This window comes from Pseudomonas asplenii (assembly GCF_900105475.1).
GTDB lineage: Bacteria > Pseudomonadota > Gammaproteobacteria > Pseudomonadales > Pseudomonadaceae > Aquipseudomonas > Aquipseudomonas asplenii.
Genome location: NZ_LT629777.1, coordinates 3,044,279 through 3,069,970, shown reverse-complemented (window position 1 = coordinate 3,069,970; position 25,692 = coordinate 3,044,279). Strand labels below are relative to the sequence as shown.

At 60.8% G+C, this 25,692-nt stretch carries 15 protein-coding genes; 5 read left to right on the top strand and 10 right to left on the bottom strand.

Features of this window, described 5'->3' with window-relative positions; translation table 11 throughout:
• Both BLU37_RS14035 and ttcA read right to left on the bottom strand, forming a co-directional pair.
• Positions 1 to 672 carry a DNA-3-methyladenine glycosylase I gene (locus BLU37_RS14035; RefSeq protein ID WP_090205759.1) on the bottom strand — a complete coding sequence of 224 codons (672 nt, stop codon included), beginning with the start codon at positions 670 to 672 and terminating at the stop codon, positions 1 to 3.
• Positions 673 to 682: 10 nt separating this feature from the next.
• Positions 683 to 1,507 carry a tRNA 2-thiocytidine(32) synthetase TtcA gene (ttcA, locus tag BLU37_RS14030; RefSeq protein WP_010447962.1) on the bottom strand — a complete coding sequence of 275 codons (825 nt, stop codon included), beginning with the start codon at positions 1,505 to 1,507 and terminating at the stop codon, positions 683 to 685.
• Between the two features lie 374 nt (positions 1,508 to 1,881).
• Between ttcA and BLU37_RS14025 the strand changes: the two genes are divergently transcribed.
• Together BLU37_RS14025 and BLU37_RS14020 are read left to right on the top strand one after the other, a co-directional pair.
• On the top strand, positions 1,882 to 2,484 hold the full coding sequence (locus tag BLU37_RS14025; RefSeq protein WP_010447960.1) for a Yip1 family protein: 603 nt from the start codon (positions 1,882 to 1,884) through the stop codon (positions 2,482 to 2,484).
• Positions 2,485 to 2,616: 132 nt separating this feature from the next.
• A complete protein-coding gene (locus BLU37_RS14020; RefSeq protein ID WP_010447958.1) occupies positions 2,617 to 3,111 on the top strand; it encodes a SprT family zinc-dependent metalloprotease in 495 nt (164 codons plus the stop codon).
• A 115-nt stretch (positions 3,112 to 3,226) separates the two neighbouring features.
• Here the strand turns inward: BLU37_RS14020 and BLU37_RS14015 are convergent, their stop codons facing one another.
• Positions 3,227 to 4,558, bottom strand: a complete 1,332-nt coding sequence (locus tag BLU37_RS14015; RefSeq protein ID WP_010447957.1) for a dicarboxylate/amino acid:cation symporter — start codon at positions 4,556 to 4,558, stop codon at positions 3,227 to 3,229.
• A gap of 333 nt (positions 4,559 to 4,891) precedes the next feature.
• On the opposite strand from BLU37_RS14015, the gene BLU37_RS14010 reads away from it, so the two are divergent.
• A complete protein-coding gene (locus BLU37_RS14010) occupies positions 4,892 to 5,890 on the top strand; it encodes an AraC family transcriptional regulator (RefSeq protein ID WP_010447956.1) in 999 nt (332 codons plus the stop codon).
• Between the two features lie 4 nt (positions 5,891 to 5,894).
• On the opposite strand, the gene BLU37_RS14005 is transcribed toward BLU37_RS14010, so the two are convergent.
• Together BLU37_RS14005 and BLU37_RS14000 are read right to left on the bottom strand one after the other, a co-directional pair.
• Entirely contained in the window at positions 5,895 to 7,244 is a 1,350-nt protein-coding gene (locus BLU37_RS14005; RefSeq protein ID WP_010447955.1) for an ATP-binding protein, read from the bottom strand.
• Complete coding sequence (locus tag BLU37_RS14000) at positions 7,241 to 7,918, bottom strand: response regulator (RefSeq protein WP_010447954.1); 678 nt, start codon at positions 7,916 to 7,918, stop codon at positions 7,241 to 7,243. Before BLU37_RS14000 ends, BLU37_RS14005 begins: the two co-directional genes overlap by 4 nt.
• 212 nt (positions 7,919 to 8,130) lie before the next feature.
• On the opposite strand from BLU37_RS14000, the gene BLU37_RS13995 reads away from it, so the two are divergent.
• Positions 8,131 to 8,856, top strand: coding sequence for a 4'-phosphopantetheinyl transferase family protein (locus tag BLU37_RS13995; RefSeq protein WP_090205756.1), 726 nt, complete (start codon positions 8,131 to 8,133; stop codon positions 8,854 to 8,856).
• 89 nt (positions 8,857 to 8,945) lie between these two features.
• On the opposite strand, the gene BLU37_RS13990 is transcribed toward BLU37_RS13995, so the two are convergent.
• Together BLU37_RS13990 and BLU37_RS13985 are read right to left on the bottom strand one after the other, a co-directional pair.
• Complete coding sequence (locus BLU37_RS13990) at positions 8,946 to 10,556, bottom strand: ATP-binding protein (protein WP_010447952.1); 1,611 nt, start codon at positions 10,554 to 10,556, stop codon at positions 8,946 to 8,948.
• Positions 10,553 to 11,275, bottom strand: a complete 723-nt coding sequence (locus BLU37_RS13985) for a response regulator (RefSeq protein ID WP_019360699.1) — start codon at positions 11,273 to 11,275, stop codon at positions 10,553 to 10,555. Before BLU37_RS13985 ends, BLU37_RS13990 begins: the two co-directional genes overlap by 4 nt.
• Before the next feature lie 738 nt (positions 11,276 to 12,013).
• On the opposite strand from BLU37_RS13985, the gene BLU37_RS13980 reads away from it, so the two are divergent.
• Positions 12,014 to 14,920, top strand: coding sequence for a ribonucleoside-diphosphate reductase subunit alpha (locus tag BLU37_RS13980; RefSeq protein WP_010447950.1), 2,907 nt, complete (start codon positions 12,014 to 12,016; stop codon positions 14,918 to 14,920).
• A 190-nt stretch (positions 14,921 to 15,110) separates the two neighbouring features.
• Here BLU37_RS13980 and BLU37_RS29225 read toward each other — a convergent pair whose 3' ends face one another.
• From BLU37_RS29225 to BLU37_RS13960, 3 genes are all read right to left on the bottom strand, one after another.
• The gene (locus tag BLU37_RS29225) at positions 15,111 to 22,388 is read right to left on the bottom strand and encodes a hypothetical protein (RefSeq protein ID WP_456239033.1); all 7,278 of its coding nucleotides are present in this window, start codon (positions 22,386 to 22,388) and stop codon (positions 15,111 to 15,113) included.
• A gap of 61 nt (positions 22,389 to 22,449) precedes the next feature.
• A complete protein-coding gene (locus tag BLU37_RS13965) occupies positions 22,450 to 23,763 on the bottom strand; it encodes an HlyD family type I secretion periplasmic adaptor subunit (RefSeq protein ID WP_090205751.1) in 1,314 nt (437 codons plus the stop codon).
• Positions 23,760 to 25,499 (bottom strand): type I secretion system permease/ATPase, encoded by a 1,740-nt coding sequence (locus tag BLU37_RS13960; protein ID WP_090205748.1) that lies wholly within the window; start codon positions 25,497 to 25,499, stop codon positions 23,760 to 23,762. Before BLU37_RS13960 ends, BLU37_RS13965 begins: the two co-directional genes overlap by 4 nt.
• Positions 25,500 to 25,692 lie beyond the last annotated feature (193 nt).

Below are 25,692 nucleotides of genomic sequence, written 5' to 3'. Positions count from 1 at the left end.
TCAGTGGTTGACGGTGAACGCCAGCATCATCGATAGCTGGCACATCGGCCGACCGCTCTCGGCATGCCACTGGTTGAAAGCGTCCTGAACGATCGCCAGATCGCGCAGGCTGGTCGGCACCTTGTCGATGATGTCCTGGGCGTTGAGCGCCGCTACCACGTCATCGCTCGGGACGAAAGTGTCCTTGCCGACCATGCGCAATAGACGCGGTGCCGACAAACCACCGAGCTGATGCCCATGCTTGGCCAGGTACTTCCACAGAGCGGTGATTTCGGTCACCGGCCAGTCGGCGATCAGTTGGCCGAAACTGCCCTTCTCCTTCGCCACGTCCAGCACCATCTGCGCGTTGCGCGGCACGCTCTTGAGCTTGCCCAGGTGACGGATGATCCGCGTGTCCTGCATCAGCCGCTCCAGGTGCTCGGCGCCCATCAGCACCACCTTCTGCGGATCGAAACCGAAGAACACCTGCTCGAAGGCCGGCCACTTGGCATCCACCAGGCTGTGCTTGAGCCCGGCCCGGAAGACCCGCAGGGCAATCATCGACAGGTAGCGATCATCGCCGAACGCCCGCAGTTGCTCCGGCGTGCGGGGCACCGGCAGATGCGCCTCCAGCACCGCCGCCGAACCGAAGCGGTTCAGGCAATACTCGTGCAGCCACTTGTAGTCGCGCATGTCGCTGCCCTTACAGGTTCACGACATTGACGAAACGCGAAGCCGCCGTTTCATCGATACGCAGGCTGGTGAAGTCGAACAGGTTGCGGTCGGCCAGTTGCGACGGGATGACGTTCTGCAGGCCACGGAAGATGCTCTCGGTACGCCCCGGATTCTTGCGCTCCCACTCCAGCAGCATTTCCTTGACCACCTGGCGCTGCAGGTTCTCCTGGGAGCCACAGAGGTTGCACGGGATGATCGGGAATTGCTTGAGGTCCGAATAGGCCTGGATGTCCTTTTCACTGCAGTACGCCAGTGGCCGGATCACCACGTTGCGACCATCGTCGGCCAGCAGCTTGGGCGGCATGGCCTTGAGCGAACCGTTGTAGAACATGTTGAGGAAGAAGGTTTCGACGATATCGTCGCGATGGTGCCCCAGGGCCATCTTGGTCGCACCGATTTCGTCGGCGAAGGTATACAGCGTGCCGCGACGCAGACGCGAGCACAGCGAGCAGGTGGTCTTGCCTTCCGGCACCAGCTCCTTGACCACCGAGTAGGTGTCCTTCTCGACGATGTGGTACTCCACGCCCAGCTCTTTCAGATAGGCGGGCAGCACGTGCTCGGGAAAGCCGGGCTGCTTCTGGTCCATGTTCACGGCGACGATGTCGAACTTGATTGGCGCCACTTTCTGCAGGTGCATCAGAACGTCGAGCATGGTGTAGCTGTCCTTGCCACCCGACAGGCAGACCATCACCTTGTCACCATCCTCGATCATGTTGAAGTCGGCGACCGCCTCGCCCGCCTGCCGACGGAGGCGTTTCTGCAGTTTGTTCTGATTGACCGAAAGAGTGCCCATAGCCCTTGAAATCCGCGCGGTATGTCGAAAAGGCGGCCATTTTACGCACAAACCCGGCGTGGTGGGAGTGGAGCAGATAGACGCGGATTTGCCGGCAAGGCTTTGGGCGACCTTGAGGCCTGATTTGCAGACAAGCCTGCGTCCTACAGCAACCCACGAAGACGGTTCCTTCAGCTAATTCGCGGCAAATGCTCCAACGCGATTACCGCCCCCCTGGACAGTGCAATTTGCTCTAAAAGCCCGGTTCTGTTGGCCCCAGCCCTTCCTATACTGCGACATAAGGTCGCAGACATATCCAGACCTCCGATTACTCTGGCCGTCTGTCCCGGCGCTCCACATGGGGGGCGATGGTAATAACGAAAGGAGTGACTGACATGATCCATCACGTAGTGGGACTGTTCACCCACCCTGATCAGGAATGGCGGGAAATCCGTGGCGACGCCGAGGAAAGCATCAGCCACATGTACCTCACCCATACCCTGATTCTCGCCGCGATCCCTGCGGTTTCCGCCTTTATCGGCACTACCCGGATCGGCTGGGTCATCGGCAACCGCGCGCCGGTCATGCTGACCCAGGACAGCGCGATCTGGATGTCGCTCCTGTCCTACCTGGCCATGCTCGGCGGCGTCGCGGTGATGGGCGCGTTCATCCACTGGATGGCCCGCACCTACGATGCCAACCCCAGCCTGCCACGTTGTATCGCCTTTGCCACCTATACGGCCACCCCGCTGTTCATCGGTGGCCTGGCGGCGCTCTACCCACACATGTGGCTGGGCATGCTGGTCGGCACGGCAGCGATCTGCTACACGGTCTATCTGCTGTATGTCGGCTTGCCGACGTTCATGAACATACCTTCGGATGAAGGTTTCCTGTTCTCCAGTTCGGTACTGGCCGTTGGGCTGGTCGTACTGGTGGCGATCATGGCGTTCACCGTGATCGTCTGGGGCCTGGGAGTCGGCCCGATCTACACCAGTTGAATAACCACAAAACTGCCGACACGGGCCGCCGCCAGGCGGCCTCTTTCATGTCTGCACGACCATTCGGCACCTGATGGATTCGGAATGGCCAGGGTTTGCGGCATACTCGGCGTCTCTGGAGAGACGTACAGCATGTCCGAACCACTCAACACCCGCGTCGAAGACTGTTTTCTGCAAGCCGAATCCTTTTTCAAACGACCGTTCAAGCGCCCGACCATCAGCCTCAAGCTGCGTGGACAGAAGGCCGGTGTCGCCCACCTGCACGAGAACCTCCTGCGCTTCAACCCACAGTTGTATCGGGAAAACAGCGAAGACTTCCTGCGTCAGACCGTGCCCCATGAAGTTGCCCACTTGATCGCCCATCAACTGTTCGGCGACCGTATCCAGCCCCACGGTGAGGAATGGCAACTGATCATGCGCGGCGTCTATGAACTGCCGCCCAACCGCTGCCACACCTATGAGGTGCAGCGGCGCAGCGTGACGCGTTATATCTACCGCTGCCCCTGTGCCAACAGCGACTTCCCGTTCTCGGCCCAACGTCATCGACTGGTCAGCCAGGGGCGGCGGTACCTGTGCCGCCGGTGTCGACAGACACTGGTGTTCAGCGGTGAAGTGCGGGTCGAGTAGACAGCCCAGCAGCCGCTGGCAAGGGCAGCCACAGGCGGTACAACGGCAGCAGAAGCTCGCCAGCAGGCATAAAAAAACCCATCCGAAGATGGGTTTTTTCAACTGAAGCAGACGCTTACTTGATGTTTGGCGCCTGGCCTTCGGCCACGCCCAGATCGTCGAGGATCCGTCCATCTTCGATAGCGCGACCGCCGGAAGCCAGTTCCGCGTGCAGCTTGTCTTCGTCCAACTCCTTGACCCACTTGGCCACGACCACGGTCGCTACCGCGTTACCCACCAGATTGGTCAGCGCGCGGGCTTCGGACATGAAGCGGTCAATACCCAGGATCAGCGCCAGGCCGGCAACCGGCAGATGGCCGACAGCCGACAGGGTCGCAGCCAGAACGATGAAGCCACTACCGGTCACGCCCGCAGCGCCTTTGGAGGACAGCAGCAGCACCAGCAGCAGAGTGATCTGGTGAGTGATGTCCATGTGGGTATCGGTCGCCTGGGCGATGAACACAGCCGCCATGGTCAGGTAGATCGAGGTACCGTCGAGGTTGAACGAGTAGCCGGTTGGAATCACCAGGCCCACGACCGATTTCTTCGCACCCAGGCGTTCCATCTTCACCAGCATGCGTGGCAGAGCGGATTCCGAGGAGGAAGTACCCAGTACGATCAGCAGTTCTTCACGGATGTAGCGAACCAGCTTCAGGACGCTGAAACCGTGAGCACGGCAGATGGCGCCCAGCACCACCACCACGAACAGCACGCAGGTGATGTAGAAGCAGATCATCAACTGGCCGAGTTGCACCAGCGAGCCCACGCCGTAGGCGCCGATGGTGAAGGCCATGGCACCCAGCGCACCCAGGGGCGCCAGTTTCATGATCATGTTGATGATGTTGAACATCGCGTGAGCGAAGCGATCGATCAGGTCCAGCAGCGGACGACCGTAGTCGCCCAGGCGATGCAGGGCGAAACCGAAGATCACCGAGAACATCAGCACTTGCAGGATATCGCCGTTGGCGAAGGCACCGACGATGGTGTTCGGGATCACGTTGAGGATGAAACCGACGACGCTCTGGTCGGCACCGGCAGTCACGTAGGCTGCGACTTTCTTGGCATCCAGGGTGGCGACGTCGATGTGCATGCCGCTGCCCGGCTGAACCACGTTGACCACGATCAGACCGATCAGCAGTGCGAGGGTCGAAACGATTTCGAAGTACAGAAGTGCATAACCACCGGTCTTGCCGACCGACTTCATGCTTTGCATGCCAGCGATACCGCTGACCACGGTGCAGAAGATGATGGGCGCGATGACCATTTTGATCAGCTTGATAAAGCCGTCACCCAGTGGCTTGAGGGCCACGCCGGTCTGTGGGTAGAAATGGCCAATCAGAATACCGAGAGTGATCGCTACGATCACCTGGAAATACAGCGATTTGTACAGTGGCTGACGAGTCGTCATTGCAAAGTTCCTCAAGAGATCACGCAACTGTCATTCATCTGACAGATGCCCAACCTGAAGCACGAACCCTCCTGCACCGGAGGGATTTGTTGTTTGTCGAACTGCGTGGGCAGACTACTCTCCTAACGCAAAGCACGTGCCATATTCGGGAAATCCAGTAAAAGCCTTTAGCCATCAGGCTTCCCGTGCTTCTCTGTCAGCTCACTCCATAGAGAATAGATGGCGGATTTCCGCCCTTCCACTCTCGACAGCCATAGATTTTGGCGGATATCCGCCTTGTTCCGGATCAGGGTCCCTGACTAAGATCCGCCATCAATGGACATGGAACGCCCCATGCGTGAACGCAGCATCGCCAGCCATTTCGCCAATGCCGCCCTGGAGGGCGCACGCCGCAGGGGATTTGTCTACTCGGGCCTGCTGCAGCGCCTGGGCATCGCTCCCGAGCTGTTGAGCGAACCCAGGGCACGCCTGGCCCCGGAGCAGTTCACTCAGCTCTTGCAGGGGCTCTGGCTGGAGCTGGATGACGAGTACCTGGGCTTCGGCCAGAGCCGTAGCCATCGCGGCACCTTCGCGATGATGTGCCACGCGCTGATCCATTGCAGTAACCTGGAAAAGGCGCTGCATCGCGGCCTGATGTTCTACCGGCTGTTTCCCGATGGCCCACGCTTGAACCTCGAGCGCGAGGGCGACAAGGTGCGCCTGAGCCTGGATGCGTCGAATCTCTGGGACCCGGATCATTTCCTGTGCGAATGCCTGCTGGTGATCTGGCATCGTCTCGGCAGTTGGCTGGTCGGTCAGCGCATACGCCTTGAACAGGCCACCTTCCACTACCCGCGCCCCGCACATGCCGACGAGTACGATCTGCTGTTTCCTTGCCCACTGGCGTTCTGCGCCAACACCAGCAGCCTGCTGTTCAGTTGCCGTTATCTGGGTATGCCACTGCTGCAGGATGAACGGACGCTCAAGCAGTTTCTGCGACGGGCACCGGCCGACCTGTTGGCCCGCCCCGATGATGGTGACAGCCTGAGCAGCCAACTGCGCCGCCTGCTCAGCCGCGACGCCAGCCGCTGGCCGGACCTGGAAGCCGTCGCCCAGCACCTGCACATCAGCGCCCAGACCCTGCGGCGGCATCTGCGCGAGGAAGGCACCAGCTTCCAGGCACTCAAGGATCAGTTGCGGCGGGATATCGCCATCTATCATCTGGGCCGCAACGACCTGTCCCTGCAACAGATCGCCGAACAACTGGGTTTCTCCGAACCCTCGGCGTTTCACCGGGCATTCAAGAAGTGGACCGGGCTGACCCCGGGCGCCTATCGCGCCCAGGAGCTGTAGGCCCTCAGGGGGCCGGGAAGTGAATGCGGAACGACGCGCCACCGAGCGGCGAATCGCCCAGAGTCAGCTCGGCGTCGTAACTTTCGATGATGTCCTTGACCACCGCCAGGCCGATCCCCTGCCCCGGATGCTGGCGATCCAGCCGTTCGCCGCGCTGGAGAATCCGCGCCCGTTGATCAGGCGGCACCCCGGGACCATCGTCTTCGACATACACCTCGATGCCCTGCAAGCCACGGCGCAGGCTGATACGTACCTGGCTCAGGCACAGCCGGTAAGCGTTCTCCAGCAAGTTGCCGAGCAATTCCAACAGAGCGCCCTGCTCGATCGGCACATGACTGAACTCGGGCACATCGATAGCGACCCGCACCTGCTTGTCGCGATAGACCTTGTCCAGGGTACTGCAGAGGCTGTCGAGCACCGGCTGCAACTCGACCTGATGGCGTACCAGGCCGCTCTTGCGCAGGCTCGCGCGCTGCAATTGGTAGCTGATCTGCTGATTCATGCGCTCGATCTGGCTTTGCAGGATCCATGCCTGGTCGCGCTCCTGCGGTCGCTGCGCCATGCCTTCGCTGACACCCTGCAAAACCGCCAGCGGGGTTTTCAAACTATGGGCCAGGTCATCCAGGGAATCACGATAGCGGCTGCGCTGGTCGCGCTCGCTGCGCAACAGGCGGTTGAGCGATCCGGTCAGGCGCAGCAGCTCGCGCGGGTGTTCTTCGCTGAGACTTTGCAGGTCGCCACTTTCGATCGCGTCCAGTTCCTGGCTCAGTCGGCGCAACGCCCGCAGACCCCAGGTCAGGCCGATCCAGAGCAGCAACAGCAGTACCGAAAGCGCCGCGCCGAAGCCCAGGTAAAGCTTCTCGCGCAGACCGGCCAGGGTCATCTTGTACTCGCGCATCGGTTGCAGGGCGACAAAGCTGTAGGCCGCGCTCTTGCCGCCCAGCAGCTTGACCTCGACGTCGTAGACGAAAAACTCGTTGCCGTTGTCTTCGCGAATCTTCGCGAACTCGTTGCCACGCCCGTCATAACGCGGCTTGTAGTTGATGTTCTCTTCCTGGGTCGCACGCGAGCGCCAGACCAGGCGACCGTCGCGGTCGAAGATATACCCGAGCAGACGACTGTCCGGCAGGTTGAACTGCTCGTCAGGGAGCAGATTGGGCATTTGCAATTGCTTCTTGCTGTCCACTCGTGCGGCGGAAATCAGCGTGGTCACATCAGAGGCCAGCCGTTGTTCGATAGCATCCTGCAGGGCCAGGCTGAAGGCGCCCTGCATGGCCGGCAGCAGCGCGAGCATGAACAGAATCGCCAGGGTGGTGGCGGCCAGCATCAGCCGCACCCGCAGCGAACGAATCATCGGCAGCGCTCGTTGAACATGTAGCCCAGGCCACGCACGGTATCGATCGGCTTGAAGCCGACCGGGCCCTCCAGCTTGCGCCGCAGACGCCCGACCAGCACTTCGATCACATTCGGATCACGCTCGTCATCATCGGGATACAACTGTTCCATCAGGCGGTCCTTGGCAACCACTTGCTGATGATGGCGCATCAGATATTCGAGTATCCGGTACTCATAGGCAGTCAGAGCCAACGGCTGCTCTTCGAGCGAGGCCTGCTTGCGATTGAGATCGAGCAGCAGCGGCCCGGCGGTAATCGTCGACTGGATAAAGCCGCTGGAACGACGCAACAACGCGTTCATCCGCGCCTCCAGTTCCTCGAACTGGAAAGGCTTGACCACATAGTCATCGGCACCGGCAGCCAGCCCCTCGACCTTGTCCTGCCAATTGCCGCGAGCGGTCAGGATCAGGATCGGGAACGCCTTGCCCCGGGCGCGCAACTGACGAATCAGGTCGAGCCCACCCACACCGGGCAACCCCAGGTCGACCACCGCCAGGTCGTGGTTGAACTGATCGCTCTGGTACAGCGCCTCTTCGGCATTGCCCACCGCCTCGACCACATGGCCGCTGTCGCTCAGCCGGGTTTGCAAGTGATGACGCAACAGCGCCTCATCTTCTACCACCAGCAATTTCATAACGCTCTCCAACGATACGGGCATCGCTTCACCACTAACGGTAACTCAGTTCTGCCAAAGTGTTTCGTAAAAGATACGGCCAACCAGCACGTACAGACCCGGCGCATCATCACCGTCACAGAGTACCCAGGCGGCCCTGAACTCCCCCTGAACACAGGCCTGATCGAATTCGCCACTATCCAGCTACGTTCCGAATCGGCAAAATATCCGGCATGAACCTGCCCCACAACCTCCCCGCCTGCTGCACACCACTCGACGAGCATTGGCCCTTGCCGCTGGCCGTGCCCCATAGTGTGCTGCTGGGCACCCAGTTCGATCCGGCGCAACTGGCGCCGGACGATTTCCAACGCAGCCGGATCGCAGCACCGGCGAGCATCCAGCGTTCAGTCGCCAAGCGTCAGGCCGAATTTCTCGCCGGTCGGTTCTGTGCCCGCGCCGCGCTCCTGAAGCTGGACGGCACCGACTGCGTACCCGCCATCGGCGAGGATCGTGCGCCCATCTGGCCAGGCCATGTCTGCGGCTCGATCACCCACGGTACCGGCCGAGCTGCTGCCATCGTCGCCGACAAACAACACTGGCGCAGCCTGGGGATGGACCTGGAAAACCTGCTGCCCCACGAGCGCGCCGAGCGCCTGGCCGCTGAAATTCTCACTCCAGACGAACTGCAGCGCCTGGCCGCAGGCCCCGTCGAACAGATCGCCCTGGCGGTGACCCTGACCTTTTCGGTCAAGGAAAGCCTGTTCAAGGCGCTCTACCCGCTGGTGTTGCAGCGCTTCTATTTCGAGCATGCCGAGGTACTGGCGTGGGATGCGCAGGGGCATGTGCGGGTGCGCCTGCTGACCGACCTGTCGAACGAATGGTGTCATGGTGTCGAACTGGACGCCCAGTATGTCGCGCAGGGAGAACATCTGCTGAGCCTGGTCAGCATTTCTGCCTGACTCTGGTGCTGTTTTCAGGTTGCTAAAAGCTTCGCGGATAAACCCAAAGGGGTCTCTGTGGGCATCGGCCCCATCCGCGAACAGGGACCTCAGGCTTTCTCCTGATGGCGCGGCCAACTCAGGCTGAAACAGGCACCGCCCAGGTTCTTGCTCTTGCCGATCAGCGCCCGGCCATCGTGCCAGTGAATGATCCGCCGCACGATGGATAATCCCAATCCATGCCCACCCGAAGCCCGCGTACGGCTGTTGTCCAGCCGCATGAATGGCGTGAAGATCCGCTCCCAGGCACTCTCCGGCACACCAGGGCCGTCGTCCTCGACATCGATCCGACAACGCAACTGACCCACCTGGTAACTGATGGTGACCTGCGACTGCGCATGGCGCATGGCATTGCTGACCAGGTTCTGCAAGGCCCGGTGCAGGTAGCGCGGCTCGGCCTCGACCCAGGCATCGTCGCAATCGGCCGCAGACAGACAGATCCCCCGCGACACCCGGACCTCGGCGCGCAACGGTGCCAGCTCGCCGATCACCTGGTTGACCAAGGCATCGAGGTCGATTCGCTGGAAGTTCAGCGCCGGCGAGCCCTGTTCCAGCCGTGCATAGGTGAGCATTTCATCCACCAGGCGGTCGAGGTCCTGGATATCGTTGTCCATGCCCTCCATATATTTGGCGCGGGCCTGGGGACTGGTCGCATCACCGATCATCTCCAGGCCGAAACGCAGCCGCGCCACCGGCGTGCGCAGTTCATGGGATACCGCCCGGACCAGTTCGCGCTGGATCATCAACGATCGCTGCAGGTGCTCGGCCATGTCATTGAAAGCACCGGCCAACCGCCCGATGGAGTCCGCACCTCCGGCCGGGACGCGGGTTTCCAGGCTGCCCTGGGCGATCCGCGTGGCGGCTGAAGCCAACCCCCGCAGGCGCCGCTCCAGTTGGCGAACCAACAGATAGACGATCAGCCCGATCAGGCTCAGCCCCAGCACTGCGATCAGCACCAGCCACTGCGGCGGATAAGGGTTCATCTGGTACAGCGGACCGATTTCCAGGACCCAGGGCGTGCCTGCCACCCCGGCGAATACCCGGATCGAGTCGCCGCCCTTGCCTAACGCCATCACCGTATCGCCTTCGCTGATGCGCCGACGCTGGTCCTCATCCATGTCTGCCCGTTCAAGAGCCACCAGGCGCATGTCGAAACCGAAGCCCTTGTCCTGCTTCAATGCGGCGAGCCGGGCCGGCTGCTCGGCCACCGGGTAACGCACCAGTTCGTCGGCCAGCAGGTAGATGGTCGCCCGCGCCAGTTGCTCGCTGATCTGCTGGACGTCCCCGGCCAGCAACAGTTGCTCGCGTTCGCTGATCAATCGGTAGACCCGCGCAGCGTAAGGCCCACTCTGCACCACCAGGGCCTGGCCCCGCAGGACCCGGGTGCGCTGCCCGAGATCCAGCCCGGCGGCACTGATCGATTGCAGTGACAGCGGAATCCCCAGCAGACGCTCCCAGAGCACCAGGGCCCGACGGCGCTCGATGTCGGCCATCGGTTGCAGGTTGTCGGCCATCAGCGAAAAAGTGCCGTGGGCCAGTCGTTCGCGGTACTGCTCGCCACGCACCTCATTGAGCAGATGCAACGCCAGCACGCCGAGCAGTGCCACCAGCACCAAGGCAGCACACATGCCGCCATAGATGCGCAGGAAGATCGAGTTCACGGGAGCATTTCTGCCGCCGCTTCCGGCACGAACAGATAGCCCTTGCTGCGAATGGTCTTGATCAGACGCGGATGCTCGGGGTCGTCGCCGATCTTCGGCCGGATGCGCGAGATACGCACATCGATGGAGCGGTCCTGGCCGTCGTAGCCGATGCCCCTCAGGGCGGTGAAGATCTCCTCCCGGGAAAGAATCCGCCCGGCGTTGAGCACCAGCAGCCAGAGCAAATCGAATTCGGCACTGGTCAGTTCGATGCCCGCGTCGTTCAACCAGGCTTCGCGCAGGGCTTCATCGATCACCAGCGGTCCGAACTGCAGTCGACGGACAGGCTGTGCGGCGCTCTCGAGCGGCTCACTACGGCGCAGCAGCGCCTGGATCCGCGCCAGCAGCAGGCGTGGGCGCACCGGCTTGCAGACATAGTCATCGGCACCCAGGTCCAGGCCCTGGATCTGATCGAGGTCATCGGTACGCGCCGTGAGCATGAGAATGGCGCCATCATACCCAGAGCGGACCCTGCTGCAGATACTCAAGCCATCCTCGCCCGGCAACATCAGGTCGAGAATCACCAGGTCCGGCTGTTCGCGCAGGATACGCTCGGCCGCCAGGGCGCCGTTGCCCTCGATGGAAACCCGCAAACCATTGCTTTCAAGGTACTCGCGGGTCAGTTCGGCCAAACGCTCGTCATCCTCGACTATCAGTACCTGCCAGGCCTCTTGCTCCACGGACTACCTCTACGGACGAAGATCGGTTGGGAAAGGCTCCACTCGTCTTTTTGTAATGATTCGAGCGAATGATGAACGCCTGTGACCGGCCGATTGTAGCAACGGTGCGGCAATAGCACACAGGCCAGGATTGGCACTCGGTGGCAGACATTTTCTGTGATAGGGTTCGCGCCCGCAAAAATCCGCACCAGGCATGTTTCATGCGGTAGAAAACAGTGACAAACGGTCCAATCCAGTACCGCTGCGGCCTACGCGCGACTTCAGGCTTTCATACACAAATTACGCACAGTCTTATCCACAGGTAGTACGTTGCAATCCCCCCCAAAAACGCATTATCTTGTAGCCCGGCGGAAAAAAAACCCTACATGTAGGGTTTTCCACCCAAAACCCCAAACACATTTCGGACGAGAAACTCAAGCTTTTTTCTTGCTCCCGTGGGGTTGAACTAAACAGATTTCCAGAAGACCAAACCGCGCCTGCGGTTGGCAGCCTTTTCCCCCTGCTGCGAGGGAAAACGGTACGGGTGTTGCAGTAGCAGACTGTCACCCACCAGAAATTCGGCAGCGGGCTCCTGACCCGCCGCCCGTGAAACTTCGGCAAGGAAGCGGCGCTACAAGCCCCCTTCCCCCTGTCAAGAAGTGGTTATGTCCGACGACACTCGTCGGTTGTAGTGCTTCAGGACGGAACGGTGGGCACCTTCGTGGTGCCCAAACAAACATAAAGAACGTGGAGACACCCATGCAAACCGACACAACTCGCGAGAACCCGCAGGGCTCCGTGCCGCAGGCTTCCGATTCGAACCTGGATCTGTCTGCTACCGCGCCGGGCCAACTGCGTGTGATCAAGCGTAACGGCACTGTCGTTCCTTACACCGATGACAAGATCACCGTCGCCATCACCAAAGCGTTCCTTGCAGTTGAAGGCGGCACCGCCGCTGCCTCGTCGCGCATTCACGACACCGTCGCGCGCCTGACCGAACAGGTCACCGCGACCTTCAAGCGGCGCATGCCTTCGGGCGGCACCATCCACATCGAGGAAATCCAGGACCAGGTCGAACTGGCCCTGATGCGTGCCGGCGAGCAGAAAGTTGCCCGCGACTACGTGATCTACCGTGACTCGCGCGCCAAGGAGCGTGCTACCCGCGCACCAGCCGACGAGCCGGTCAACGCTCACCCGTCGATTCGCATCACTCGCACCGACGGCAGTGTCGCGCCGCTGGACATGGGCCGCCTGAACACCATCGTCAGCGAAGCCTGCGAAGGCCTGGAAGAAGTCGACGGCGACCTGATCCAGCGCGAAACCCTGAAGAACCTCTACGACGGCGTGGCCCTGAAAGACGTCAACACCGCTCTGGTGATGACCGCCCGGACCCTGGTTGAGCGTGAGCCGAACTACTCGTTCGTGACCGCCCGCCTGCTGATGGACACCCTGCGCGCCGAAGGTCTGAGCTTCCTCGCCGTGGCCGAAAGTGCCACCCACCACGAAATGGCCGACCTCTACGCCAAAGCCTTGCCGGCTTACGTCGCCAAGGGTATCGAGTTCGAACTGCTGAACCCGGTCCTGGCCGAGTTCGACCTGGAAAAACTGGGCAAGGCGATCAACCACGAGCGCGACCAGCAGTTCACCTACCTGGGCCTGCAGACCCTGTACGACCGCTACTTCATCCACAAGGACGGTATCCGCTTCGAACTGCCGCAGATCTTCTTCATGCGCGTGGCCATGGGCCTGGCGATCGAAGAGAAACAGCGTGAAGAGCGCGCCATCGAGTTCTACAACCTGTTGTCGTCCTTCGACTACATGGCGTCGACTCCAACGCTGTTCAACGCCGGTACCCTGCGTCCACAGCTGTCCAGCTGCTACCTGACCACCGTGCCGGACGACCTGTCGGGCATCTACGGCGCGATCCACGACAACGCCATGCTGTCGAAATTCGCCGGCGGCCTGGGCAACGACTGGACGCCGGTCCGCGCACTGGGTTCGTACATCAAGGGCACCAACGGCAAATCCCAGGGCGTCGTACCGTTCCTGAAAGTGGTCAACGACACCGCCGTGGCGGTCAACCAGGGCGGCAAGCGCAAGGGCGCGGTCTGTGCCTACCTGGAAACCTGGCACATGGACATCGAAGAGTTCATCGAGCTGCGCAAGAACACCGGTGACGATCGTCGTCGTACCCACGACATGAACACCGCCAACTGGATCCCCGACCTGTTCATGAAGCGTGTCTTCGATGACGGCAAGTGGACCCTGTTCTCGCCCTCGGAAGTGCCAGACCTGCACGACCTGACCGGCAAGGCCTTCGAAGAGCGCTACGAGTATTACGAAGCGCTGACCGAGTACAACAAGATCAAGCTGTTCAAGGTGGTCCAGGCCAAGGACCTGTGGCGCAAGATGCTCTCGATGCTGTTCGAGACCGGCCACCCATGGCTGACCTTCAAGGACCCGTGCAACCTGCGCAGCCCGCAGCAGCACGTGGGCGTCGTGCACAGCTCGAACCTGTGCACCGAGATCACCCTGAACACCAACAAGGACGAAATCGCCGTCTGCAACCTGGGCTCGATCAACCTGCCGAACCACATCGTCAACGGCCAGTTGGACACCGCCAAGCTGCAACGCACCGTGAACACCGCCGTACGCATGCTCGATAACGTCATCGACATCAACTACTACTCGGTTCCACAGGCGAAGAACTCCAACTTCAAGCACCGTCCCGTCGGCCTCGGCATCATGGGTTTCCAGGACGCACTGTACCTGCAACACATCGCCTACGGTTCCGACGCCGCCGTCGAGTTCGCCGACAAGTCCATGGAAGCGGTCAGCTACTACGCGATCCAGGCTTCCTGCGACCTGGCCGACGAGCGTGGCGCCTACGAGACCTTCCAGGGTTCGCTGTGGTCCAAGGGCATCCTGCCACTGGACTCGCAACAGATCCTGATCGAGGCCCGTGGTCAGAAGTACATCGATGTCGACCTGAACGAAACCCTGGACTGGGCACCGGTTCGCGCCCGTGTACAGAAAGGCATTCGTAACTCCAACATCATGGCCATCGCACCGACCGCGACCATCGCCAACATCACCGGCGTATCGCAGTCGATCGAACCGACCTACCAGAACCTGTACGTGAAATCGAACCTGTCGGGCGAATTCACCGTGATCAACCCGTACCTGGTCCGAGACCTGAAGGCCCGCGGCCTGTGGGACTCGGTCATGATCAACGACCTGAAGTACTACGACGGTTCGGTACAGCAGATCGAGCGTATCCCGCAAGAACTCAAAGAGCTCTATGCGACCGCGTTCGAAGTGGAAACCAAGTGGATCGTCGACGCTGCCAGCCGTCGTCAGAAGTGGATCGACCAGGCTCAGTCGCTGAACCTGTACATCGCCGGCGCTTCGGGCAAGAAGCTGGACGTGACCTACCGCATGGCCTGGTACCGTGGCCTGAAAACCACCTACTACCTCCGTGCCCTGGCTGCGACCAGCACCGAGAAGTCGACCATCAACACCGGTAAGCTGAACGCGGTTTCCAGCGGCGGCAACCACGGCGACGACTCGGTCCTGGCGGCTCCTGCCGCAGCCGCGCCAGCCGGCCCGGCTCCAGTGCCGAAGGCTTGCGCCATCGACGAGCCGGATTGCGAAGCTTGCCAATAAGCTGAGCCGGTGAGCGCCTAGCGGTGCAAGCCTGAGAAACCCCCGCCAGGTCCTGGATCTGGCGGGGGTTTCTTTTTGCCCATTGGAAAATTTTCGCGCGCCATGAAAAACGGCACCCCGACTCAAAAACCGGGGTGCCGTTTTCGTCATATCGGCAAAGCTCCTGACACCGGGCTTCGCCTATCCACTATCAGGCTGGAAGGGTGAACGAGTCTCCGTTGTTGGTGTAGAACAGCTCGATAGTATTGCTGCCGTTGTACCAGTCCTTCAGGAACACACCCGAGTCCAGGTTGCCATTCTTCACGTCGGTCGCCGAGAAGATGTAGGCCCCCAGGTCCGTCCTGATAACCTGCACGTCACTGACACTCTGGATGTTTTTCAAGGTCACCGTATCGACACCTGTCGTACCGGTATCCAGGATGGCCACCATGGTTTTCGAGTAGACGATGTAGGCATCCCCACCTTCGCCACCATAAGCATCCCCCGAGTTGTAGAGGTTGAGCGTGTCAAAGCCGTCCTCGCCATGAAGCTCATAGCCATAACCGAGACCTGTCAGGGTGTCGCTGCCATCACCACCAACAGCCGTGCCAGAGTACACCGTGAGGTTGTCGTTCCCGGCTTCGCCATAGAGGATGCTTCCAGTGTCATTGGTGCTGCTGACCATGGTGTCATTGCCGTTGCCGCCGTAGAGCATGTCGGCTTGGGCAACATTCAGCCCCGATGCCGGTTTCACCGCAGAGGTATCGCTGCTGCTACCACCATAGATGAAGTCGTTACCGTCCCCGCCGTAGATAATGTCGTTACCGGCGCCGCCTTCCAACCTGTTGGAGTAGGCGTTGCCGGTCAGCGTGTCATCGAAGTCCGACCCCATCAGGTTATCGATGTTGTTGAGGACATCGCCTTGGGCATCACCACCGGTGGCCGTGCCATTTTGCAGGTCGACCTGGACTCCATCGCTACTGGTCAGGTACCAGGCACCATCGCCTCGCCCCATACCGTTGAAGGTATCGGCACCCAGTCCACCTATGAAGTTTTCGGTATTGGCAAGGCTGCCCGTGAAGGTGTCGGCCTGGTCAGTCCCCTGGAAAATCTCGATGGAGGTGTAGGTGTCGCCTGCGACAATACCGGTCAGCACAGAGCTGCTCAGATCAAGGACGATACCGGAGGTTTCGCTAGCGAAGCTCAGCATGTCCATGCCGGCGCCGCCGTCGAAGCGATCAGCCCCCGCACCACCGACAAAGACATCACCATAGCTGGAGCCCTGGATCACTTCGATGCTGTCATAAGTATCGCCAGCTGCAATCCCGCTGTTGATCCCCGTCTTGGTATTGATCGTAACACCCTGGCTGCTGTCGCCATAACTGACCGTATCAGTCCCGATACCACCGATAAAGTGGTCGGCACCGGCACCGCCGTAGAGCAGGTCGTTGCCGACACCGCCAGTAATGATGTTGTCCGAGGCGTTGCCACGGCCGGTGAAGTTACCAGTACCGTTATAGGTCAGGCGTTCGACGTTGGCTGCCAAGGTCAGACTGCTCAAAGTGGTCTTGACCTCATCGTCACCACCACCGGCTGACTCGACAACATTCACTCCGGTACCGTTGACAAAGTAGGTGTCATTACCTTGACCACCCGCAAGGTTGTGCCCGGAAGTCTGTGCCGTCAGCGTGTCGTCAAAGGCCGAGCCGATTACCCACTCGAAGTTGGTCAGCCGGTCGCCTTGCGCATCACCACCCGCGCCGACCGAACCATTGACCAGGCTTACCGTCACCGCTTCCGAGGAACCCGAATAGTCGATGGTGTCGATACCGCCGGCACCGTCAAACTGGTCTGCCGTCGCGCCACTGACAAACGTGTCGCCGTAGCCGGAGCCCTGGATCATCTCGATCCCGACATAGGTATCGCCTTCGGCGATACCCGTGTTGACCCCGGTCTTGGTGTTGATCAGCACCGCGTTGCCGCTGTCGCCGTAGCTGGCGATATCAACGCCCGCGCCACCGATGAACTGGTCCGCCCCACCACCGCCAAAGAGGGTGTCGTTGCCGGCACCGCCGGTAATGATGTTGTCCGAGGCGTTGCCACGGCCGGTGAAGTTACCAGTACCGGTATAGGTCAGGCGTTCGACGTTGGCTGCCAAGGTCAGGCTGCTCAAAGTAGTCTTGACCTCATCGTCACCACCACCGGCTGACTCGACAACATTCACTCCGGTGCCGTTGACAAAGTAGGTGTCATTACCTTGACCACCCGCAAGGTTGTGCCCGGAAGTCTGTGCCGTCAGCGTGTCGTCAAAGGCCGAGCCGATTACCCACTCGAAGTTGGTCAGCCGGTCGCCTTGTGCATCCCCGCCCGCGCCGACCGAACCGTTGACCAGGCTTACCGTCACCGCTTCCGAGGAACCCGAGTAGTCGATGATGTCGATACCGCCGGCACCGTCGAACTGGTCTGCCGCCGCACCACTGACAAACGTGTCGCCGTAGCCGGAGCCCTGGATCATCTCGATCCCGACATAGGTATCGCCTTCGGCGATACCCGTGTTGACCCCGGTCTTGGTGTTGATCAGCACCGCGTTGCCGCTGTCGCCGTAGCTGGCGATATCAACGCCCGCGCCACCGATGAACTGGTCCGCCCCACCACCACCAAAGAGGGTGTCGTTGCCGGCACCGCCGGTAATGACGTTGTCCGAGGCATTGCCATAACCGACGAAGTTACCCGTACCGGTATAGGTCAGGCGCTCGACGTTGGTTGCCAGGGTCAGGCTTGTCAGCGTGGTCTTGATCTCGTCATCACCCTCACCGGCGACTTCAACCACCGAGACACCGCTGCCATTGACGAAGTAAGTGTCGTTACCTTGACCACCCACCAGGGTATGCCCAGAGGTTTGTGCCACCAACGTGTCGTCATACGCCGAGCCGATCACCCGCTCGAAGTTGGTCAGTCGGTCACCTTGCGCATCCCCGCCCGCGCCGACCGCACCGTTGACCAGGCTTACTGTCACCGCAGCCGAAGAACCCGAGTAGTCGATGGTATCGATACCGCCGGCACCGTCGAACTGGTCTGCCGCCGCACCACTGACAAACGTGTCGCCGTAGCCGGAGCCCTGGATCATCTCGATCCCGACATAGGTATCGCCTTCGGCGATACCCGTGTTGACCCCGGTCTTGGTGTTGATCAGCACCGCGCTGCCGCTGTCGCCGTAGCTGGCGGTATCCACGCCTGCACCACCGATGAACTGGTCCGCCCCACCACCACCAAAGAGGGTGTCGTTGCCGGCACCGCCGGTAATGACGTTGTCCGAGGCATTGCCATAACCGACGAAGTTACCCGTACCGGTATAGGTCAGGCGCTCGACGTTGGTTGCCAGGGTCAGGCTTGTCAGCGTGGTCTTGATCTCGTCATCACCTTCACCGGCGACTTCAACCACCGAGACACCGCTGCCATTGACGAAGTAAGTGTCGTTACCTTGACCACCCACCAGGGTATGCCCAGAGGTTTGTGCCACCAACGTGTCGTCATACGCCGAGCCGATCACCCGCTCGAAGTTGGTCAGTCGGTCACCTTGCGCATCCCCGCCCGCGCCGACCGCACCGTTGACCAGGCTTACTGTCACCGCAGCCGAAGAACCCGAGTAGTCGATGGTGTCGATACCGCCGGCACCGTCAAACTGGTCTGCCGCCGCACCACTGACAAACGTGTCGCCGTAGCCGGAGCCCTGGATCATCTCGATCCCGACATAGGTATCGCCTTCGGCGATACCCGTGTTGACCCCGGTCTTGGTGTTGATCAGCACCGCGCTGCCGCTGTCGCCGTAGCTGGCGGTATCCACGCCTGCACCACCGATGAACTGGTCCGCCCCACCACCACCAAAGAGGGTGTCGTTGCCGGCACCGCCGGTAATGACGTTGTCCGAGGCATTGCCATAACCGACGAAGTTACCCGTACCGGTATAGGTCAGGCGCTCGACGTTGGTTGCCAGGGTCAGGCTTGTCAGTGTGGTCTTGATCTCGTCATCACCTTCACCGGCGACTTCAACCACCGAGACACCGCTGCCATTGATGAAGTAGGTGTCGTTACCTTGACCACCCACCAGGGTATGCCCAGAGGTTTGTGCCACCAACGTGTCGTCATACGCCGAGCCGATCACCCGCTCGAAGTTGGTCAGTCGGTCACCTTGCGCATCCCCGCCCGCGCCGACCGCACCGTTGACCAGGCTTACTGTCACCGCTTCCGAGGAACCCGAGTAGTCGATGGTATCGATACCGCCGGCACCGTCGAACTGGTCTGCCGCCGCACCACTGACAAACGTGTCGCCGTAGCCGGAGCCCTGGATCATCTCGATCCCGACATAGGTATCGCCTTCGGCGATACCCGTGTTGACCCCGGTCTTGGTGTTGATCAGTACCGCGCTGCCGCTGTCACCGTAGCTGGCGGTATCCACGCCCGCCCCACCGATGAACTGGTCAGCTCCACCACCGCCAAAGAGGGTGTCGTTGCCGGCACCGCCGGTAATGACGTTGTCCGAGGCATTGCCATAACCGACGAAGTTACCCGTACCGGTATAGGTCAGGCGCTCGACGTTGGTTGCCAGGGTCAGGCTTGTCAGCGTGGTCTTGATCTCGTCATCACCTTCACCGGCGACTTCAACCACCGAGACACCGCTGCCATTGACGAAGTAAGTGTCGTTACCTTGACCACCCACCAGGGTATGCCCAGAGGTTTGTGCCACCAACGTGTCGTCATACGCCGAGCCGATCACCCGCTCGAAGTTGGTCAGTCGGTCACCTTGCGCATCCCCGCCCGCGCCGACCGCACCGTTGACCAGGCTTACTGTCACCGCAGCCGAAGAACCCGAGTAGTCGATGGTGTCGATACCGCCGGCACCGTCAAACTGGTCTGCCGCCGCACCACTGACAAACGTGTCGCCGTAGCCGGAGCCCTGGATCATCTCGATCCCGACATAGGTATCGCCTTCGGCGATACCCGTGTTGACCCCGGTCTTGGTGTTGATCAGTACCGCGCTGCCGCTGTCGCCGTAGCTGGCGGTATCCACGCCTGCACCACCGATGAACTGGTCCGCCCCACCACCACCAAAGAGGGTGTCGTTGCCGGCACCGCCGGTAATGACGTTGTCCGAGGCATTGCCATAACCGACGAAGTTACCCGTACCGGTATAGGTCAGGCGCTCGACGTTGGTTGCCAGGGTCAGGCTTGTCAGCGTGGTCTTGATCTCGTCATCACCCTCACCGGCGACTTCAACCACCGAGACACCGCTGCCATTGACGAAGTAAGTGTCGTTACCTTGACCACCCACCAGGGTATGCCCAGAGGTTTGTGCCACCAACGTGTCGTCATACGCCGAGCCGATCACCCGCTCGAAGTTGGTCAGTCGGTCACCTTGCGCATCCCCGCCCGCGCCGACCGCACCGTTGACCAGGCTTACTGTCACCGCAGCCGAAGAACCCGAGTAGTCGATGGTGTCGATACCGCCGGCACCGTCAAACTGGTCTGCCGCCGCACCACTGACAAACGTGTCGCCGTAGCCGGAGCCCTGGATCATCTCGATCCCGACATAGGTATCGCCTTCGGCGATACCCGTGTTGACCCCGGTCTTGGTGTTGATCAGCACCGCGCTGCCGCTGTCGCCGTAGCTGGCGGTATCCACGCCTGCACCACCGATGAACTGGTCCGCCCCACCACCACCAAAGAGGGTGTCGTTGCCGGCACCGCCGGTAATGACGTTGTCCGAGGCATTGCCATAACCGACGAAGTTACCCGTACCGGTATAGGTCAGGCGCTCGACGTTGGTTGCCAGGGTCAGGCTTGTCAGTGTGGTCTTGATCTCGTCATCACCTTCACCGGCGACTTCAACCACCGAGACACCGCTGCCATTGATGAAGTAGGTGTCGTTACCTTGACCACCCACCAGGGTATGCCCAGAGGTTTGTGCCACCAACGTGTCGTCATACGCCGAGCCGATCACCCGCTCGAAGTTGGTCAGTCGGTCACCTTGCGCATCCCCGCCCGCGCCGACCGCACCGTTGACCAGGCTTACTGTCACCGCTTCCGAGGAACCCGAGTAGTCGATGGTATCGATACCGCCGGCACCGTCGAACTGGTCTGCCGCCGCACCACTGACAAACGTGTCGCCGTAGCCGGAGCCCTGGATCATCTCGATCCCGACATAGGTATCGCCTTCGGCGATACCCGTGTTGACCCCGGTCTTGGTGTTGATCAGTACCGCGCTGCCGCTGTCACCGTAGCTGGCGGTATCCACGCCCGCCCCACCGATGAACTGGTCAGCTCCACCACCGCCAAAGAGGGTGTCGTTGCCGGCACCGCCGGTAATGACGTTGTCCGAGGCATTGCCATAACCGACGAAGTTACCCGTACCGGTATAGGTCAGGCGCTCGACGTTGGTTGCCAGGGTCAGGCTTGTCAGCGTGGTCTTGATCTCGTCATCACCTTCACCGGCGACTTCAACCACCGAGACACCGCTGCCATTGACGAAGTAAGTGTCGTTACCTTGACCACCCACCAGGGTATGCCCAGAGGTTTGTGCCACCAACGTGTCGTCATACGCCGAGCCGATCACCCGCTCGAAGTTGGTCAGTCGGTCACCTTGCGCATCCCCGCCCGCGCCGACCGCACCGTTGACCAGGCTTACTGTCACCGCAGCCGAAGAACCCGAGTAGTCGATGGTGTCGATACCGCCGGCACCGTCAAACTGGTCTGCCGCCGCACCACTGACAAACGTGTCGCCGTAGCCGGAGCCCTGGATCATCTCGATCCCGACATAGGTATCGCCTTCGGCGATACCCGTGTTGACCCCGGTCTTGGTGTTGATCAGTACCGCGCTGCCGCTGTCGCCGTAGCTGGCGGTATCCACGCCTGCACCACCGATGAACTGGTCCGCCCCACCACCACCAAAGAGGGTGTCGTTGCCGGCACCGCCGGTAATGACGTTGTCCGAGGCATTGCCATAACCGACGAAGTTACCCGTACCGGTATAGGTCAGGCGCTCGACGTTGGTTGCCAGGGTCAGGCTTGTCAGCGTGGTCTTGATCTCGTCATCACCCTCACCGGCGACTTCAACCACCGAGACACCGCTGCCATTGATGAAGTAGGTGTCGTTACCCTGACCGCCCATCAGGATGTTCCCGGACGTCTGCGCCGTGAACGTATCGTTGAACGCGGATCCCACCACTCCCTCGATGCCAGTCAGCGTATCGCCCTGCGCATCACCGCCAACTCCTGTCCCGGTGACCAGATTGACCGTAACCCCGGCCGTAGACTTGGCATAAGTGACGGTATCGGTTCCGGCCCCGCCATTGAGCACATCCGCTCCAGCCCCCCCATCGAGCAGATCATTTCCCGCCCCACCATCCAGCGAGTCGTTCCCGGCAAAGCCATAAAGCTCATCGGCCCCCGTCGTACCTACCAGCGTATCCGCTCCTGATGTTCCGTTGATCACTGCCATTTTTCGTCCTTGCTCCTTATTGAGTCATGGGTACCACGGTGAACTCGCTTGTTCTTCATCCTTCGCGAAGTGCGCGCTGGGCATGATCGCTGATCGGTTTGAGCAGATAGGAAATGACACTGCGTGTCCCGGTACGAATCATCGACTCAACCGGCATCCCCGGTACCAGGGTGAGCCCTTGCAGTTGCGCCATCTCGCTGTGCGGTATTTTTATTCCGGCCCGATAGAAACCCAGACCGGTGCGCTCGTCCTGAACCAGATCCGCCGACAGCCTGACCACCTGCCCCTTCAACTCCGGGGTCGTACTGCGATTGAAGGCGCTGAGCCGCAAGACCGCCTCCTGCCCAAGCGATACCTGGTCAATGTCCTGGGCACTGATCCGCGCCTCCACCAGCAGTTCGTCATCGACCGGTACGATCTGCATCAGGTTTTCCGCTGGCGAAATCACCCCACCCAGGGTGTGCACGGCCAATTGCTGAACCCGCCCGGAAACCGGAGCAGTAATGTCGATACGCCTGAGTTGGTCATTGGCGGCAATATCACGCTCGACCAACTCGCCCTGCCGGGCCTCAAGCTCACGTAGTTCCAGAGAGACCTCGCTACGAAAACTCTGGTCGATCTGCAGGCGCTGCAACTCGGTTTCGGCAATCTTGCCCCGCGCTTCGGCAATGGAAGCAATCAACTGCCCGCGCTCTCCGCGCAAACGGGCTATACCGCGGGCCAGGGCATTGACCCGATCGATCGTCATCATCCCTTTCTCGAAGAGCTTGTTGACGGCCTGGTACTCCTTGTCGATCAACTCGATTTCTTCAGTCTTGGTCTTTTGCTGGAGGTCATGGCCAGCAATCGTCTCGTTGAGTTGTCGGATCCGCTCGCGTAATTGCTTTTTCTGCCCTTCGCGAGACGAGCGCCGATCCTGGAACAACCGTTGTTCACTGTTCATCAGTGCCTGCGCGGCATCGGCGCCAAGGCGTGTGATCAGCGAGGCCGGCGTCACCAGCTCGGCCGCCCCATCTCGTTCAGCCTCCAGCCGTGCCTGACGTGCCAGAGCCTGGCTCAGCGACTTGGACACGATGGCTTCACCGACTTTGGGCAGCGTCGCATCGAGCCTGATCAGCACATCACCGGCTGCAACCTGCTGGCCCTCGCTGACCAGTAGCTCAGCGACGATGCCTCCCGTGGGGTGCTGAACTTTCTTGATACTGCCTTCGACCGCCACACTACCGGTCGCGATCACCGCACTGGACAGGTCGGTGCCGACAGCCCAACCCAATCCGCCGCCCAGGAGTACCAGCAGGCTGACAGCCCCAAGCCTGAGATGTCGGTTCAGCGAAGCGACCAAGCTGTTTTCCTGATCATGAACAGTCATTGGCCAACTCCCATTTCCACGACGCTGGTAGCCGGCCGAGGCACCTGGGCCGGCGGTTTTCTGAGAACCGCATCCTTGGCGCCGAAGGCCGCCTGATGTCCATGCTCCAGGATCAATACCTGGTCGATGACCGATAGAATGCTGGTGCGATGAGCAATAACCACCGCGATCCCTCCACGCGCCTTGATCGACAGGATCGCCCGCGCCAACGCCTGCTCGCCCTCGGCATCGAGATTGGAATTGGGTTCATCCAGCACCACCAGAAAAGGATCGCCGAACAGCGCACGAGCCAAGGCTATCCGCTGTCGTTGTCCCGCCGAGAGGTTGAGCCCGCCCTCGCCCACCTGGGTTTGGTATCCGTCGGGCAACTGCAGGATCAGTTCGTGGACACCCGCCAGTTGCGCGGCCACTACAATGGCCCGGTCATCGGCCTGGCTGTCCAGCCGCGCGATGTTCTGCGCAACGGTACCGCTGAACAGCCCAACGCTCTGTGGCAGGTAGCCGATGAGCTTGCCCCTGGACTGCTCGCTCAGCAGATCCAATGGCGCGCCGTCCAGCTTGACCTGCCCACGAACAGACGACCAGGAGCCGACCAGAACCCGTGCCAGCGATGATTTACCAGAAGCGCTCGAGCCCACGACCCCCACCGCGCTACCTGCGGCAACCGTGAAATTGACGTTCTGTAAAGTGAGTCGCTGACTGCCCGGGGGCGAGACAAAGAGGCCATCGACCTGAAGTGTCCGATGCGCCGCCGGCAACTCGGTTCTGCTCTGCTCCTCAGGGAACAGGGCAAACACTTCCAATAGCCGTTTCCAGGCAAGATGAGCGCCCAGCAGGCTGCGCCAGGTAGCAATCACCTGCTCGGCCGGCGCCAGGGTTCGTGAGACAATGATCGAGGCCGCGACGATGGTGCCACCACTCAGATCCCCCTGAATCACCAGATAAGCACCCAACGCCAGCGAACCGGATTGAACAAGATGGCGCAGGGCCCTGGAAATCCCGCCGAAGAAAGAGCCGATATCGATGCTCTGGCGCTGCAATGTGGTGTAGCTCGAATGGTGCTCCTGCCAGAGTAATGCCGCTCGCTGCGTCATGCCCATGGCTGCCAGGGCTTCGGCATTCTGATAAGCCTGGTGTCCCAGGTAATTGCGTTTGTTCTGGGCCTCGGCACAGGCCGGCGTCAGTTGTCGTGACTGCCGATCGGTGATGAAGGTCAGTGCCACCAACACGATCATCAACCCACTCGTCAGCAGGCCGAACAAGGGATGGATGTAGAAACAGACGGCCAGGTACACCGGCATCCAGGGCAAGTCAAAAAACGCCACCAGGCCTGGGCCACCGATGAACCCACGAATCTGATCCAGCTCGTGGGCAGGCTTCAGTGCATCCCCTGTAATCGCCGTTTTCAGCGAGACCCCGGCAATGACCTTGAACACCCTGGGTGACAAGGCCAGATCAAAGGTAGAGGCAATCCGCACCATCAAGCGCGAGCGGACAATATCCAACAAGCCCGAGAACCCATATATCCCCAGCACCAACAACGCCAGGGCTACCAACGTCGGGATGCTCCTGCTGGGAATGACCCGATCGTAGACTTCCAGCATGAACAGCGGGCCGACCAGTGCCAGGATATTGATGACCCCCGAGAACAGCGCAGCACCGATCAGGCTTTTACGCAGAAGGGTTTTCAACGGCGCCGAAACGACAGGCGTATTGAGGGCGTTACTTTTCTTCAATTCGTGTTCCGTCCCTGTGAGCTTGCATAGCGTCCATGCAGTCAGAACGAAAGCTCTGCCCGGATGATGCTGATATAACGAAAAGTTGACACCATTCGTTAGCGCAGCCTGTGCGAGCAAGTTCTACACCAATTTTTCGGGCTACGCTGACGAAACGCGCCGAAAGCCGAATCGACTCAACCATCAGGCAAAA

What these genes read in the sequence shown, in the direction of transcription:
- BLU37_RS13995 (WP_090205756.1), top strand. Translation starts at nt 8,131, where the DNA reads ATGAACCTGCCCCACAACCTCCCCGCCTGCTGCACACCACTCGACGAG.
- BLU37_RS14000 (WP_010447954.1), bottom strand. Translation starts at nt 7,918, where the DNA reads ATGAAATTGCTGGTGGTAGAAGATGAGGCGCTGTTGCGTCATCACTTG.
- BLU37_RS14005 (WP_010447955.1), bottom strand. Translation starts at nt 7,244, where the DNA reads ATGATTCGTTCGCTGCGGGTGCGGCTGATGCTGGCCGCCACCACCCTG.
- BLU37_RS14020 (WP_010447958.1), top strand. Translation starts at nt 2,617, where the DNA reads ATGTCCGAACCACTCAACACCCGCGTCGAAGACTGTTTTCTGCAAGCC.
- BLU37_RS14010 (WP_010447956.1), top strand. Translation starts at nt 4,892, where the DNA reads ATGCGTGAACGCAGCATCGCCAGCCATTTCGCCAATGCCGCCCTGGAG.
- BLU37_RS14035 (WP_090205759.1), bottom strand. Translation starts at nt 672, where the DNA reads ATGCGCGACTACAAGTGGCTGCACGAGTATTGCCTGAACCGCTTCGGT.
- BLU37_RS13965 (WP_090205751.1), bottom strand. Translation starts at nt 23,763, where the DNA reads ATGACTGTTCATGATCAGGAAAACAGCTTGGTCGCTTCGCTGAACCGA.
- BLU37_RS14015 (WP_010447957.1), bottom strand. Translation starts at nt 4,558, where the DNA reads ATGACGACTCGTCAGCCACTGTACAAATCGCTGTATTTCCAGGTGATC.
- ttcA (WP_010447962.1), bottom strand. Translation starts at nt 1,507, where the DNA reads ATGGGCACTCTTTCGGTCAATCAGAACAAACTGCAGAAACGCCTCCGT.
- BLU37_RS14025 (WP_010447960.1), top strand. Translation starts at nt 1,882, where the DNA reads ATGATCCATCACGTAGTGGGACTGTTCACCCACCCTGATCAGGAATGG.
- BLU37_RS13980 (WP_010447950.1), top strand. Translation starts at nt 12,014, where the DNA reads ATGCAAACCGACACAACTCGCGAGAACCCGCAGGGCTCCGTGCCGCAG.